Raw genomic sequence first — 15,183 nt, forward strand, 5'->3', positions numbered from 1 at the left:
GGCATGTTCACCGCACCGCCGTGACCGCGGCGCCGCGCGCATCCGGGTGCACGATCAGAGTGGCGGTCTGCCCTGCCACCAGCACCGTATCGGCCGGCATGTGTTCGGTATCGATGCGCACGCGCACCGGCACACGCTGCGCCAGCCGTACCCAGTTGAAGGTGGGATCGATATTGGCGAGCAGGTCGTTGCCGACCGGATCGACAGCGCCGGCAATACCGCGGGCAATGCCTTCCACCGTACCGTGCAAGCGCACGCCGCCGCTCATCAGGCGGATGTCGACCGGATCGCCGATGTGCAAGTGCGGCAGCTTGGTTTCCTCGAAATAGCCGTCTACCCAGAACGAATGGCGGTCGATCAGCGCCAGCCGTGGCGCACCGGCACTGGCGTAGTCGCCCACACGTACCAGCAGGTTGGTGACGTAGCCATCGACCGGCGCGCGCACCTCGGTGCGTTGCACATTGAGTTGCGCGGTCGCCAGCGCGGCTTGTGCCTGCTTTACCGCGGCCAGCGCCTGCTGTTGCGCGGCCAGCGCCTGTTCCTGGCCGGCCTGCGCCCTGCTCAAGGTGGCCCGCGCGGCGTCGGCGGTGGCGCGGGCATTCGCACGGTCTTCGTTGGACACCACATCCGCCAATGCCTGGCGACGCTCCGATTGTGCCGCGTACATGTCGAAGTTGGAGCGGCTCTGCGCCGTACCGGCCCTGGCCGCATCGATGTTGGCATTGGCCGCGGCCACCTGGGCCTGCGCCGCCGCGAGATTGGCCTTGGCCTGCTCCAGCGCATCGTCGTAGCGGGCATGGTCGATCACGAACAGCACGTCGCCTTGCTTGACGATCTGGTTGTCGACCACGTTGACCGCCGTGACCAGGCCGGAGACGTCCGGCGCGATGCGCACGACATCAGCGCGCACGCGCCCGTCGCGGGTCCATGGCGAATACATGTAGTGCCGCCACAACGCATACCCGATGATTACGGCTAGCAATACGACGATGGCGGTAATGGCGATGCGCAGGTACAGGGTCGTTTTCATGAGGGTCACTGGCGAGACATTCGCCGTCAGTCAGTAGATCAGCAGCGCGACGCTGCCGAAGATGCAGACAAACAAAGCCAGCCGGAATAGCGCCGGGTGCCAGACGTATCGATAAAGGCCGTAGCGGCCAACGATCCAGTCGAACAGCACCAGCAAGGCCAGCGAGAGGATGAACCAGACCAGCAAGCCGGGAACGAGCGCGCCGCCGAGGGCGATTTCACGAGGCATGGGCAGTTCCCTGCGCGGGTGGAAGAGCGGGCATGTAAACGGCAAGCACCGATTGGTCGTCGAGCAAGGCCAGCCGCAGCAGGTGCAAGTGATCCAGCAGCGGCCGGGTGGCTTCGTCGCCATCGGTCATCACGATGGCGGCGGCGATGGCTTGGCGCGCGTGCAGGTAAGCGGGCGAACCGGGCTGGTCATAAAGGCGGGCCAGCGCATCGACGGCGCGTCCGACGGCTTCGCGAATGTCCTCGGGCAACGGGCGGCCGGCCATATCGTTGCGCAACTCGATCAACGTGCGACCGACTTCGTGCACCGACAAGGCCCAGGCGAGCAGCGTGCGGGAATCGTGGCTGCCGCGCTCGGTCTGGGCGACGATCTGGCCGAACAGGTCGTGATTGATGCTTTCGAAGCGGCTGCGCAGGCCGGACAGCGGCGCGGTGGCGGCCAGTCCCACCTGCCGCCGCAAGCGTTCCAGCTGGCGGCGGCGCAGCCACAGGCTGCCGATCGCCGGCGGCACGAACACGAAGGCCACGCCGGCGGCGGCCAGGCCGGCCAGTTGCGCCAGCATGTCGTTGAGGAAATGCACGCCGTCGAAGCTCATCTCATTCTTCGCCGCGAGGATGTAGGCAAAACCCATGCAATAGCCGACGCCAATGCGAGTTGTCGACGGCCAGGCCACCATCGCCAAGCCAACCATCAGGAACGGTGCCGAGCCGGCAACCAGCAGCACATAGCCGTCCATTTGCGTGAGCACGAAGAATACGCAGACAAAACTGGCGGACATGCCGAGCAGATAGCCGGCGAAGGTCGCCTTGACCGATTGCGCCGGATTCGGCGTGGACGCATACAGGCCGGCAAAAATGGTGGCCAGCAGCATGGCCGAGGAACCCAGCGGCCAGGCCGAGCCGATCCAGAACAAGCTCAGCGCGCCCATGGTCAGGGTGGTGCGCAGCACGGCCAGGCCCGCGCCGATGAAATCGTTGCCGCGCTCGAAACGCACGCGCTCGGCCGCGCCGGCCAGCCTGGGCGCCTGCAATACGGAAGCGGTGTCGACGTAGGCGTAAAGCTCGTCGATGAAGCGATCCAGTACGCTGACGCCCGTGTCGAAGTCGAGTACGTCGTGATCGGAGTTCATCGCCGCGCGCGCCGCAGCCTCGCGCCCGTTGATCGCCTTGCGCGCGCTGTCCAACCGCGGCAGCAACACGCGCGCAGCGGTCCCGGCCTCGGTCGGTGCGTTGAATGCGTCGCTAAGCGGCTGGTAGAGCGCGATCAACGCATTGGCCGGTACCTCGTGGCCATTGCGCTTGAGGCGATTGATCAGGTGGTGCAAGGTCTGCAGGCTGGTCGAGGCGGCCATGAAGCGCTGGTTGAACAACAGCATGTGGCCGCTGCGGGCGCGCGCTTCCGGATCCTCAAAAATCACCGAGCTGCGCAGGTCTTCCAGGGTTACCGCATCGCGGACAAAACGCAGGTGGGCGTATTCCAGATCGCTGCGCGCCACCTTGCCGGCCATCGCCCGCTGCACGAATTCGATAAAATTGGCGAACTGCGCGCGCGCCGTGCGGCGCATGTCGTCGCGGATGCGGCTGGGCAATACCAGGTCGCTCACCGCGCCGGAAACGGCCAGGCCCAGCAGCACCTCGCTCACACGCCATACGGCGGAGTCGAACACGTCCAGCGGATGGCCCACTACCGGCAGCGCCACGATCGCCGCGGTGTAGCCGGCCAACACGAACGCATAGGATTTGAAATTGCGATACAGCGTGGCACCGCCGGCGCACAGGCCGATCCACAGCGATAGCGCGGACAGGAACAACACCCGTTGCTGCGGGAACAACGCCACGATCAGCAGCGCCACCAGCGCACCGAGCAAGGTACCGATACCGCGATAGAAGCTCTTGGCCAGCACCATGCCGGTCTGCCGGTTGGCAACGATGACGGTAGTGAGCATCGCCGTCGACGGCTGCGGCAAGGCCAGCCGCATCGCCAGCCAGCCGGTAACGTAGAAAGCCAGCAGCGACTTGAACACGAACAGCCAGGTTCCGCTTTCCTCGCGCAGGCCGGCAACGAGGAATTCGCGTGTGGAAAGAGGCGTTGCGTTGATGTCGGTGACGGACATTGATGACCTTCAGTCTGCCAAGCCGCCCAGGAATTTCTTCAACAGCTTTTCAAGCTGGATCTGCTCCGAAACCGTCAGGTGCCGCCCCTGCCGCACCAGCAACTTGCAGATATCCGGAAGGAAACTCTCGATCAACTGCTGTCCCTGCGACGTCAAGCTCAGTTCGACCTTGCGCCGGTCGTCGGCGCTGGCGTTGCGGGCGATCAAGCCCTTCTCGCTCAGCTCGTTGGTCAGCCGGGTGATATTGGCCGATTTCTCGCCCGCGGCGTCCGCCAGCTCCGACGGGGACATCGTACCGCTGGCCGTGCCGTACAGCATCATCAGCAGGTTGTACTCCGGATGATTGACGCCATAGGGCTTGAGCAGCAGGTTGGCCTCGTCATGCAACAGCTTGTGGATATGCTTGATCAGCCTCACCAGCACGCCTGGGCGCCGCGGAAAACCGGGATAGCGGCGGCAGGTCACCGCCAGTCGCTGCTCGGTGGATGCAAAATCGGACATGGCGAACTTCCAGGCGAAGGAATTTACTTCATAAGTATACATTATATAAATGTAATATCAATTTATAAATCAGCTTGCACGCATGGCATGCCCTATATTTCCACCAAATCTTGTGCGCCCCTCGCCCTGCTGCGAGCACGCAATCCCGCCATTGATCCACGCACGCCGCGTGTCCTGTTCGTCCCATTGATGCACGCAAGTAAGCACGGACAACAGTGGTCATCGGTATGCATAGGGCAATTAGGCGAATTGTTTGTTAGGGATACGGGCCTGCTGGAGCGTTGCGATCCGATGCTTCGGCAAAGTCATATCTGAATCGACCATCGCCGCCATTCAAAATAGATATCGTTGATATATATTGTGCTTGGATATATCCTGATGATAGGTATCAAGAGGAGGCTCACCATGTCCGCCACCGCCAAGCTGTTCATGACCGGGCGAAGCCAAGCCGTCCGGCTACCGCGGGAATTCCGCTTCCAAGGGTCCGAAGTGTTCATTCACCGGGATCCCCACACCGGCGATGTCGTGCTATCGCCGAAGCCCGCTTCCTGGCAGGAGTTTTTCGAACTTGCCGACCGCGCCAAGCTGCCAGCGGATTTCCTGGCGGACCGTGAAGACGTGCCCGCCGAGGAAAGGAGCCTGCTTTGAGTCGATTCATGCTCGATACGACTATGGCGAGTTACGTCATCAAGGGACATCCGCCTGAAGTCCGCGAGCGACTCGTCGCGTTGCCCATGGATAGCATCGTCATTTCCGCCGTCACCCAAGCGGAACTGCTTTACGGACTAGCCCGTAAAGGCCACCCCGCTGCGCTTGCTAATGTCATCCGGGAATTTCTGCTCCGCGTAGAGACATTGCCGTGGGATGAATGCGCCGCTACGGTCTACGGCGATCTACGCGCTTCCTGCACATCGGCGGGCATCACCTTGGGAGCACTCGATATGATGATTGCAGCCCATGCCGTGGCTGCCAACGCGACGCTCGTCACCCGCGACAAGGCGTTCGCCCTGATTCCCGATGGGACACTCGCCGTCGATGACTGGACCGACGACGGGTGAAGCGGGCGCCGCAGCGGCAAAGAACAAGTTACTTTCCATCCTCTCAGACGCAGAGCAGGAAGCGCTGCGTCGCTTACCCAAATTCGACGGCACCCAGCGCATGGAATCTTGCGTTGCCGACGTAGCGGATTTTCGGCGGCCCGGCTTAAACCACCGCTCCTGATTACATTGATACAGGCCAGCCTTATCAAGCGTCTGGCCGATGGAGTTCGGTTGGCAGATTTTCCGGGCTCCCAGCTTGCAGCCCCTGCATTGCCGCCATCGCCAACTCGAAGGAACGTTTGCGCGCCGCGTGGTCGAACACATTGGCGGTCAGCATCAGTTCGTCCGGTCGATGACGCTCGATAAAAGCAGCCAGGCCGGCGCGCACGGTGTCGGGGCTGCCCACCACGGCACAGGCAAGCGCACGCTCAACGATCTGCTTTTCGGCCGGCGTCCAATAGATTTCAATATCATCGATCGGCGGCGGGATCAGGCCCGGGCGGCCACGGCGCAGGTTGATGAAACTCTGCTGCTGGGTGGTAAAGAGGCGCCGCGCCTGGTAATCGCTGTCGCTGGCGACCACGTTGACGCCGAGCATGGCATAGGGTTTTTCCAGGCGCGCCGATGGCCGGAAGTCGCGCCGGTAAAGCCTCAGCGCTTCATCCATGGCATCCGGCGCGAAATGCGAGGCGAAGGCAAACGGCAAGCCTAGCGCGGCCGCCAGTTGCGCACTGAAAAGGCTCGACCCCAACAGCCACACCGGCACGTCGACGCCGGCGCCCGGTACTGCGCGCACGGTCTGTCCGGGTGCGGCCGGCTCGAAGAACGCCAGCAATTCCTGCACGTCGTTCGGGAAGGTCTCGGCGCCCTCGTAGTAACGGCGCAAGGCGCGCGCGGTAGCCTGGTCGGTGCCGGGCGCGCGCCCCAATCCGAGGTCGATGCGGCCCGGATACAGCGACGCCAGCGTGCCGAACTGCTCGGCCACCTGCAGCGGCGCATGATTGGGCAGCATGATGCCGCCCGCTCCTACCTTGATGCGCGACGTTCCGCCCGCCACATGGCCGATCAATACCGCGGTCGCCGCGCTGGCGATGCCCGGCATGTTGTGGTGCTCGGCCAGCCAATAGCGCCGGTAGCCTAGATGCTCGGCCCAGCGAGCCAGGTCCAATGTATTGGCAAAGGCCTGCGCGGGCGTGCTGCCTTCAGTGACAGGCGCAAGATCGAGTACGGAAAAAGGAATCATGCCGGGACTCTCTGTGATGAAGCCCCTATCTGGGGGCACGCGACTTCTTTCCCAGCATGGCCTTGCACGCTTCGCGGCGAATCGTTTGCCCCGCAACCGGCGTGCGTCAGAACGCCTGTTGCGACGGATACTCGGCAGTGAAATCGTTGTCCCAGCGGAAGTTGGTGAAAGTCATCGTGGCCGAGATATCCAGGCCTTCCACGAAGTGCCAGCAGCCGACCGGCAAAAACAAAACTTCGCCCGGGTTCAACGTACAAGAAAGCACCTGCACGTCCGCCATGCGCGGATAGCGGACCAGATCGATCTGCCGTCCATCGACGTGGGTGAAGCAATGCTCATGGTTGTAGACATGGCCAACCTCGCACGCCGGCATCAGCAGCAGTCGCTTGCGTCCCATGACCTGCGCCATGAAATTGTTGGTCAGGTCGTGATGGAACGGGGTGATCGTGCCGGCCGGACCGAACCACAGGAATCCGCCCTCGCCTTCCAGGTATTCGGGCAGTTGCACCACGTCCTGCCATAGCTCCGCCAGCGCGGTGCGGTTGGTGCCTTCGTTGTAGGCGGTCATGTAGAAATCGTTGCTACGGCCGGCGTTGCGCACCAGTTCCACGTAATCGCCGAACAACATGGTCTTGCGATGCGCCGTCTTGCGCAGTTCGTAATGCGCATCCGCATCGCGGCCGAACTGGATTTCCACTTCGCGGTCGCCGCAACGCTGCTTGAAATAATCCAGTCCCCAACGGTTCATCGCAGGCCAGTCCTCCATCATTCCGGTAATGATCACCGGCCGGCCGGCGGTGTAATACGCCTCCAGGAATTCAGCACGCGACAGCTGGTGCCGGCGCGGCACTTCCGGGGTACGCAGGCGATTCATATGGCGCTGCGTTTCCAGTACCCAATCGTGCTTGGCCAGGCGATTGCGCAATCGCTGTGCACCGGCCAGGTAAGGGCTAGCCATCGCCTGCTGCAATTCCCGCACGGCCTCTTCGTGCGGAACGCCGGCGCGCATCATCTGTTCGTAGATGCCCTGCGGCGGGCCGTCCAGCAGCAGGTTTTCCGCGATCCAGCGGCGCCACTCGTCATCGACGTGGACGACCGGCCTCAATTCGACATGAGCCATGAGATCCCCTCGCAGTCTGCCAGACAGCCTTAAGCGGCGAGCTTAGCGCAGGCTTGCGGCCATGGGTGGCGATGGCGTTCACCTCGGCCACGCTGCATCTCCCTTCCTTGACACCCGCTCGACCCGCGGCGTGAAAAAGTAGTCATGCCCGCAACCATCGGCAGTGAGGAAATACCATGCCTGAGGAACGCACACGCCGCGCGGCGCAAAAAGACCAGCGCGAAGGCAAATCGCCCAGCACCCAGGCCGGTGAATACGTTCGCGAAGAAATCGAGCGGATTCGCAAGGGCGTGCATGGCGCGCGCTCCACCAAGCAAGCCATCGCGATCGGCCTGTCCATGGCCAGGCGCGATGGCGTGCGGCTTCCCGCCAAGAAAACCACCAGCAAGCGCACGCAGAAGAAGGCCGAGCAGGATCTTGCGGCCGGGAAAGCGCATCGTCCGAAGTCCGCGCGGCGAGCCCGCGCCACCGAGCAGGCATTACAGCGGGAAAGCGGCGAAGCGGCCTCGACCGAGGCCTTGTCGCGACAGGCCACGAGCGCGGCAGCCAAGCGCGGCCGCAGTGCGCGCTCGGCCGCCGCGAAAAAGGCCGCGCGCACCAAAGGTGCCAGCGAACGGTCTGCCGCTGCCAAAAAAGCCGCGCGCACACGCGCCCGCCGGGCCAGGCGCTGATACTGACGTCCATCCCGGCACCATGAACCCGGCGGGACAATACATCGCGAACGAGGAAAAACCCACAGTGGATGTTTTATGTGAGAACGCCCTGCACTTGCATATCCAGCGCACCGCGTTCACGTACTTCGAATGCGAAACCGATCGCGAAACCGGGCTGGTCCTCGACCGCAACCAGCCTGGCTGGCCGGCCAGCATCGCGGCCACCGGCCTCGCCCTGGCTTGCTATCCGATCGCCGTCGAGCGATCGCTGATGACACGCCACACTGCGCTGGCGCGCTCGCTTGCCACGCTGCGCTTCTTCGGCCATAGCCCCCAAGGCGAACAGCCTGATGCCACTGGCTATCGCGGCTTTTACTATCACTTCCTGCACGCGGACTCCGGCAAGCGCGCGTGGCAGTGCGAGATCTCCAGCGTCGATACCGCCTTCCTGATCGCGGGCATGCTAGCCGCCGCCGCCTATTTCCAGGGCGACGATGCGCAAGAGCGCGAACTGCGCGAGCTGGCCGAGATGCTCTACCGGCGAGTGGAATGGGACTGGCTGCTCGATGACAGCGGGCGCATCCGGCACGGCTGGCGACCGGAAAAAGGCTTTATTCCGTTCCGCTGGGAAGGCTATGACGAATCATTGGTGATGCAAGTGCTCGCGCTCGCCTCGCCCACGCATCCGGCATCGGCATCGAGCTACGACGCATGGTCATCCACGTTCGCCTGGAAGAATGCCTACGACATCGACTATCTCTACTCCGCACCGCTGTTTACCCACCAGCTCTCGCACGTATGGCTGGACCTGCGCGGCATCCAGGATCGCTTCATGCGCAGCCATGGCATCGATTATTTCGAAAACAGCCGCCGCGCCACCCACGTGCAGCACCGCTACGCGATCGACAACCCGATGGGATTTCGCGGCTACGGCGAACACGGCTGGGGCATCACCGCCAGCGACGGGCCGGGTCCGATCACGCGCATCGTCGATGGCGTCGAGCGCACCTTCTACGATTACATCAGCCGCGGCGCGCCGTTCGGCGTGGACGATGGCACGCTCGCGCCATGGGCGGTGGCCGCCTCCCTGCCCTTCGCGCCCGACCTGGTGGAAGCGGCGATGCACAGCTACGTGCACAAGCTCAAGCTGCACGACATCCATCGCTACGGCTTCCGCGCCACCTTCAACCCCACCTTCGGCAACCCCGAATGCGCGTTCGGCTGGATCTCGCCCTGGCACTACGGCCTCAATATCGGGCCGATCGTGGCCATGATCGAAAACCACCACACCGGCATGCTATGGAAACTGATGCGCGGCGTGCCGTGGATCGTGGATGGATTGCGCAAGGCGGGGTTTAGTGGCGGGTGGCTGGAGGCGGCTCACAGAACTGACCCCTGATGCGCGGCCGTCATACCGACACCTTTTTCCATAGCTTCTGGAATGTTCTGATCAATGTTCCGCAGGTGTCATCGTGGCTGTCTGTTCGCAGGTCACAGGGCCGTCGGCGATGGCAGACCGGCTGGCTGTCGAGACGGCGGACCGCACACAGGGAGAGCGCATGATGCACTCGGCTTTGAAGAGCGAGGAGGCATGCGGACAGACAGAGCTGGTGACGCCTACGTAGCATTGACCAGAGCATCCCTAGAGCCATTCGGACGTGTGGCCCGGCTTATTGGCGATAATCTCCGACGATATCAAGCAGCGGTCCAAGGTGAGACTCGAAGTGCTTCCAGCGCGCGACCGACGACTTATAGATCGGGCGGCGGACCTGGGCCGCGCTCGCGGTTCTCACCACACGCCTGTTCTCGTGAAAACTCAGGCAGCGGGGATCCCACGGCAGCCCCAAATAACTCAGCAGCCGACGTGCCTCGCCTTCGGTATCTTTCACCATATTTTCGTAATGCAACTCAAGTATCGATCCTGCCGGCAACACCTGCTGCCAATGCTGCATCAATTCGATGTAGCGTACGTAATAGCGGCCAAGGCTGCCAAGGTCATAGGTAAAATCGAGATTGTTCTTGGAAAACAGGGTGGCGTAGCACGAGAAGCACGAGTCCATCGGATTGCGCTTCGCATGGATGATCTTCGCTTGGGGAAACAATTGTCGAATCATGCCAATATGCGTGAAGTTCGACATCATCTTGTCGGTGATGTGGGTGGCACCAGGGGCGAGCCGCCACACCTTTTCTACATAGGCCTGACCCATGCGCAGCAGTGCTTCTGCCGACATGCCTGCAGCCACTTCAGGATAGCGTTTGGCGGGAAGCCCGACTTCGGTGGCGCTGGCGAAGATGAGGTTTTCCAATTCTGGCAACTCGCCCGCGCCGTGAATATCGGGATGCGACGAGAGAATCTGCTCGATCAGCGACGTTCCCGATCGCGGCATGCCGACAATAAAGATCGGAGACTTCCCTGATGAAGCCGGCGCGGCTCGATCGGCAAAAAACTGTTTGTTGAAAATCGCGCGCACATTGTCGGCCAATGCAATCCTGTTGGTCTCATCCGGTGAAATCTGGGTATGTTTAAGGCGATTACCTTGCGCATAGGCTTCGAAAGCGTCGTCGTAACGCTCAAGGTCTTCACGCATTTTTCCCAGACCGAACCAGTAAAGGATGCGGGAGCTTTCGGATAGGAAGGGCAGCCTGGAGGCCAGCTTCTCCATGCGCTCGGGTTCGGGTTGTCCCGGCTCGAAGCGGCGCAGTGAGGCCAAGTTGAAATAGCTTTCCACGGCGTCGGGATCGATCGCCATGGCTTTTTCGAAATACTCGCGCGCCTCCTCCAGTCGCCCTTGACGACGGATGCTGCGTCCGAGGTTATTGCACGACTCGACATGGTCGGGTTTCAATTCCAGCGCCTTGCGATAGCTTTGCTCGGCTTCGGCAAAACGTTCCTGTGTATAAAGCAAGCCGCCGAGGTCAAAATGTGCCCGTGAGAATTGGGAATCGAGCGCGATGGATTGGCGATAATTTGCCTCTGCGTTCGCATGATCACCAAGCTCGCGCAAAGCGTTGCCGAGGTTGGCATATGCTTCGGCATCGTCAGGCACCAGCGCAACCAGGCGGCGAAAGCTTTCTGCAGCCTCAGACATGCGAAACTGCCCATACAGCACTACGCCTATCGCGTTGGTAATCGGTGCGCTATCAGGAAACGCGCGAAGTGCCTCGCGCAGATGCGATTCGGCATCCGCATAGCGGCCTGCACTCATCAGCGTAAAGCCAAGATTGGCATGCGCTTCGTTGAAACCGGGACGTAGCGCGATCACACGCTCATAAACTTCAATCGCTTCGCTGTAACGGTTTTGTACCGACAGCGCGTATCCAAGCTTGAAATGCGCATCGATAAAATCAGGCTTGATGGTGCATGCACGATGGAAGCTCTCCGCAGCATTAGCCAGCTGTTGCATCGCCATCAGGTTATCGCCTAGAAGGTAATGTCCCGTCGCATCCGCGGGGAACAGCGTTACCGCCTGACGCTGTACTTCGACCGCTTCTGCGAGCCTCCCTTGCGATCTGAGTGAAACGCCAAGCGCCTGCCATGCAGCACCATGCAGCGGATATTGATGGGTGAGCTTGCGCGCCAGCGTCTCAAGCTGGCCATATTGCTTTTGCTGAATGAGGGCAACCAGTGTAAGAACGTCTTGCTCGTCTGGGGCATTGTCCGTGCTTGGCATGGCGTTTTGTGACATGGATCCGGGGTTCCGTAGGAGGCAAGTATTGCCGCAAGCATTGATGCTGATATCGATGGCAATAAACAGCGTGCATTAATACGCAAGGCGTGAAGTACATGTGTATGCATGCACATGCAAAAAGCTTGTGTCCGTATAAATCAAGCATGGGGCTTGTCTCCCTCAGCTCCCGCGCATTCACTGAACATGCACAACGTCATGGTAGGCTCCCGCAGCCATTTGGCACCCCTGGGGAGGGGGGCACCAGTCAGTTTCCTCGCAATCTCTTCTTTCTCTTTTTCAACTAGCTAATTGGGAGTAGCGCATGATGAATAGAGCAGATTCGACTGGAAAAAGTCTAACAAAAGGAATGACCATTATGGCCCGCAGGACATGCGGGCTTTCATTTGCCATCGCACTGGCCTTTGGCGCGACCAATGCGGCTCATGCGGCGCAGTTCATGACGCACCATGTGCGTGATGCCGTGAGCCAGGGGACAGCGAGACAGGTGGGCAGCCTGCCCGCCAGCAAATTGATGGCTATCGACGTGGTATTGCCGGTTCGCGATCAGGCCGGCCTCGATCAATTCGTGGCGAACGTGACCAATCCAATGAGTCTGCAGTATCGCCAATATCTCACGCCAGAAGAGTTCACTGCCCGCTTCGGCCCCGACCAGAATGACTACAACACGGTCGTCCACTATCTGAAGCAGTATGGCTTCACGGTCACCGGCGGCAGTCGCGACGGCATGGATGTGCAGGCTGTGGGCCCGGTTTCTGCCATAGAAGCGGCCTTCAACGTGAAGATGCACACCTATCAGCATCCGACCGAGAATCGCACGTTCTACGCTCCGGATCGTGAACCGGCTACCGCGCTGGCCATTCCGTTGTGGCACGTGTCGGGTCTGGATAACTATTCGATTCCGCACCCGCAGTTCGTAAAGAAGGATGAATACGCCGCAGCCCACGGTATTTCGCCGGACGCGGTGGTTTCGCATGCCACCACCGGCTCAGGACCTTCCGCTTCCTTCCTGGGCAGCGACATGCGCGCGGCTTATTACGGCAGCGGTTCGCTTACTGGTGCCGGACAGACGCTTGGCCTGTTCGAATACGCGGGCATCAACACCTCCGATATCACCCTTTATTATAAGAACGCCAAGGAAACGAATCCGAATAACCTCACCGTCGTCTCCACCGATGGCACTCCCACCACTTGCAATGGTGGCTCGAGCTGTTCCTCCGACGGCGAGCAAGCTCTCGATGTGACGCAGGCGCAGGGCATGGCGCCTAAGCTGTCGAAGGTGGTCATGTATGTCGGCGCCACCGACACGGCCATCATCAGTGCCATGACGACCACCACCGATTCGGACGGCGTGCTACCGCTGACACTCAGCTGCTCGTGGGGTTGGACGCCGGAAGACGCATCGACGCTCGATCCGTATTTTGAAAAGATGGCTGCGCAGGGTCAGAGCTTCTTCGTCGCTTCCGGCGATTCTGGCGAGTGGACAAAGAGCGGCAACGCCGAATCATGGCCCGCCGATGACGCCAACATCATCGCTGTAGGAGGTACCGATCTCACCACGTCCAGCGCCGCTGGCTCATGGAAGTCGGAAACGGCCTGGAGCGATTCTTCCGGCGGCATTTCGCCGAACGACATCGCCATTCCGTCATGGCAGCAGATCTCCGGCGTGATCACCTCCACCAACAAAGGCTCGACGAAGTACCGCAATGGCCCGGACGTAGCGGCCAACGCGAACTTCACTTTCTACACCTGTGCCATGGGCAGTTGCCAAGCCAACGAGTACGGCGGCACCAGCTTTGCGGCGCCGATGTGGGCGGCCTTTGTAGCGTTGGTCGATGAGCAGATCGCCAATGATGGAAGCACGTCTTATGTTGGCTTCCTCAATCCCACGATCTACGCCAACAACGCGCCTGGAGGCACCGCCTACTCGAGCAATTTCCACGATATAACCAGTGGCAAAAACGAGAAGTACTCGACCGAGAAGGGTTATGACCTGGTAACCGGTTGGGGCAGCCCGCAAGCCGCGTTGATCAACACCCTCGCCAAGTAATCTCGTTCGAAGCGACTACGGCAAAAAAAGCAGGCCCAGGATGCATCCTGGGCCTGCTTGCATTGCAAGGCGGCACTATTTCTCTAACGGCAATCGATGCCGGATCATGGCTTTCGCCTATTTGAAGTGGTAATCCCCCCGCCAATTAGCTGACGCCAGAAGTGGAATTTTCTCGTAGTCTTTCCCGAGGAGGTTCCATGAAAAAGTCCCGATTCACTGACAGCCAGATCCTGGCCGTGCTCAAGCAAGCCGAAGCCGGCACGCCGGTGCCACAGCTGTGCCGCGAACACGGCATCAGCTCGGCGGCGTTCTACAAATGGCGCAGCAAGTTCGGCGGCATGGATGCGTCGCTGATGTCCCAGCTCAAGGAGCTGCAGGACGAGAACCGGCGCCTGAAGAAGATGTATGCCGACGCGCAGCTCAGTGCCGAGCTGCTGAAGGAGGCGATGGCAAAAAAATGGTAAGGCCATCTCAGCGCCGGGAGATGGCCCGATGGGTAGTGGAGAGCAGGCGCACGAGTATCCGGCACGCCTGCCAGACGTTTGCGTTGAGCGAAACCGGCTATCGCTACCAGGCCAAGGCGAGCGAAGAGAACGCGCGGATCTCCGACTGGCTGATTCGGCTGACCACGGCCTATCGCGATGGGGGTTTCGGCCTGTGCTTTCTGCACCTGCGCAACGTCAAGGGGTTCGGCTGGAACCACAAGCGGGTCTACCGCATCGACCGTAAGCTGGAATTGAACTTGCGGATCAAGCCCGGGAAGCGCATCGTGCGCGAGCGGTCCGAACCACTGGCGGTACCCGAGTCCATCAACCACGTCTGGTCGATGGACTTCATGCACGACCAGCTCAGTGACGGGCGCAGCTTCCGGCCGTTCAACGTGCTGGATGACTTCAACCGCGAAGGGCTCGGGATCGAGGTCGACCTGTCACTGCCCGCGGGCCGCGTGATCCGGGCGCTGGAGCAGATCATCGAGTGGCGTGGCAAGCCCCAGGCCATCCGCTGCGACAACGGTCCGGAATACATCAGTGGCGCGCTGCTGGCCTGGGCCGAGCAACAGGGCATCCGGATCGAACACATCCAACCGGGCAAGCCGCAACAAAACGCCTACGTCGAACGCTACAACCGAACCGTACGTTACGCCTGGCTGGCCCGAACCCTGTTCGACTCGATCGAGCAGGTGCAGGACGTGTCCACGCGATGGCTATGGACATACAACCATGAGCGCTTGAACATGGCACTCGGCGGCATCACGCCGATGCAGAAATTGGCGCTCGCCGCCTAGCTCCACTTTTGCTGTCAGTTAAAAGTGGTGGGATTACCGTTAGCCTGCTTGCGAGCTTTTCAGAGTTCGAGAACGATATCCGGGCAGAGCGTCATGCGGACGGTATCGCCAAGGCCAAGGAACGAGGAGTCGCGTTTGGTCGTAAGCGTGCGTTGACTCCAAAACAATGCAAACGAATCAAAATACTTCGCGAAGAGGAATCTTTCCGTTCCCCAGTTAGCGGACCGATTCAAT

At 61.1% G+C, this 15,183-nt stretch carries 13 protein-coding genes; 6 read left to right on the plus strand and 7 right to left on the minus strand.

Going from position 1 to position 15,183, the window contains the following annotated elements:
• Positions 1-7 precede the first annotated feature (7 nt).
• From ISP15_RS10205 to ISP15_RS10220, 4 genes are read right to left on the minus strand one after another with little or no spacing between them, the layout of a single operon-like run.
• Complete coding sequence (locus tag ISP15_RS10205) at positions 8-1,030, minus strand: biotin/lipoyl-binding protein (RefSeq protein ID WP_404547197.1); 1,023 nt, start codon at positions 1,028-1,030, stop codon at positions 8-10.
• A gap of 30 nt (positions 1,031-1,060) precedes the next feature.
• The gene (locus ISP15_RS10210; protein ID WP_404547198.1) at positions 1,061-1,258 is read right to left on the minus strand and encodes a DUF1656 domain-containing protein; all 198 of its coding nucleotides are present in this window, start codon (positions 1,256-1,258) and stop codon (positions 1,061-1,063) included.
• Positions 1,248-3,371 carry an FUSC family protein gene (locus tag ISP15_RS10215; protein WP_404547199.1) on the minus strand — a complete coding sequence of 708 codons (2,124 nt, stop codon included), beginning with the start codon at positions 3,369-3,371 and terminating at the stop codon, positions 1,248-1,250. Before ISP15_RS10215 ends, ISP15_RS10210 begins: the two co-directional genes overlap by 11 nt.
• 9 nt (positions 3,372-3,380) lie before the next feature.
• A complete protein-coding gene (locus ISP15_RS10220; protein WP_404547200.1) occupies positions 3,381-3,872 on the minus strand; it encodes a MarR family transcriptional regulator in 492 nt (163 codons plus the stop codon).
• 405 nt (positions 3,873-4,277) lie between these two features.
• Here ISP15_RS10220 and ISP15_RS10225 point away from each other — a divergent pair, with 405 nt between their 5' ends.
• Positions 4,278-4,520: an antitoxin gene (locus tag ISP15_RS10225; RefSeq protein WP_404547201.1), complete on the plus strand. Its 243-nt coding sequence runs from the start codon at positions 4,278-4,280 to the stop codon at positions 4,518-4,520.
• An 8-nt stretch (positions 4,521-4,528) separates the two neighbouring features.
• Positions 4,529-4,930: a type II toxin-antitoxin system VapC family toxin gene (locus ISP15_RS10230; RefSeq protein ID WP_404547202.1), complete on the plus strand. Its 402-nt coding sequence runs from the start codon at positions 4,529-4,531 to the stop codon at positions 4,928-4,930.
• 187 nt (positions 4,931-5,117) lie between these two features.
• On the opposite strand, the gene ISP15_RS10235 is transcribed toward ISP15_RS10230, so the two are convergent.
• Entirely contained in the window at positions 5,118-6,155 is a 1,038-nt protein-coding gene (locus tag ISP15_RS10235) for an LLM class flavin-dependent oxidoreductase (RefSeq protein ID WP_404547204.1), read from the minus strand.
• Between the two features lie 106 nt (positions 6,156-6,261).
• Complete coding sequence (locus tag ISP15_RS10240) at positions 6,262-7,275, minus strand: cupin-like domain-containing protein (protein ID WP_404547205.1); 1,014 nt, start codon at positions 7,273-7,275, stop codon at positions 6,262-6,264.
• A 176-nt stretch (positions 7,276-7,451) separates the two neighbouring features.
• Here ISP15_RS10240 and ISP15_RS10245 point away from each other — a divergent pair, with 176 nt between their 5' ends.
• Both ISP15_RS10245 and ISP15_RS10250 read left to right on the plus strand, forming a co-directional pair.
• Positions 7,452-7,946 carry a DUF6496 domain-containing protein gene (locus ISP15_RS10245; RefSeq protein ID WP_404547206.1) on the plus strand — a complete coding sequence of 165 codons (495 nt, stop codon included), beginning with the start codon at positions 7,452-7,454 and terminating at the stop codon, positions 7,944-7,946.
• 67 nt (positions 7,947-8,013) lie between these two features.
• The gene (locus tag ISP15_RS10250; protein WP_404547207.1) at positions 8,014-9,327 is read left to right on the plus strand and encodes a glucoamylase family protein; all 1,314 of its coding nucleotides are present in this window, start codon (positions 8,014-8,016) and stop codon (positions 9,325-9,327) included.
• Positions 9,328-9,598: 271 nt separating this feature from the next.
• Here the strand turns inward: ISP15_RS10250 and ISP15_RS10255 are convergent, their stop codons facing one another.
• Entirely contained in the window at positions 9,599-11,614 is a 2,016-nt protein-coding gene (locus ISP15_RS10255) for a tetratricopeptide repeat-containing sulfotransferase family protein (RefSeq protein WP_404547208.1), read from the minus strand.
• A 358-nt stretch (positions 11,615-11,972) separates the two neighbouring features.
• Between ISP15_RS10255 and ISP15_RS10260 the strand changes: the two genes are divergently transcribed.
• Together ISP15_RS10260 and ISP15_RS10265 are read left to right on the plus strand one after the other, a co-directional pair.
• On the plus strand, positions 11,973-13,664 hold the full coding sequence (locus ISP15_RS10260) for a S53 family peptidase (RefSeq protein WP_404547209.1): 1,692 nt from the start codon (positions 11,973-11,975) through the stop codon (positions 13,662-13,664).
• A gap of 197 nt (positions 13,665-13,861) precedes the next feature.
• Positions 13,862-14,949 (plus strand): IS3 family transposase gene (locus ISP15_RS10265; protein WP_404547210.1). Its coding sequence is split into 2 segments (ribosomal slippage): positions 13,862-14,114 and positions 14,114-14,949, totalling 1,089 coding nucleotides; the frame shifts between segments, so codons are not numbered across the junction.
• Positions 14,950-15,183 lie beyond the last annotated feature (234 nt).

Origin of the sequence: Dyella jejuensis (assembly GCF_044904675.1) — a bacterium.
Lineage (GTDB): Bacteria > Pseudomonadota > Gammaproteobacteria > Xanthomonadales > Rhodanobacteraceae > Dyella_B > Dyella_B jejuensis.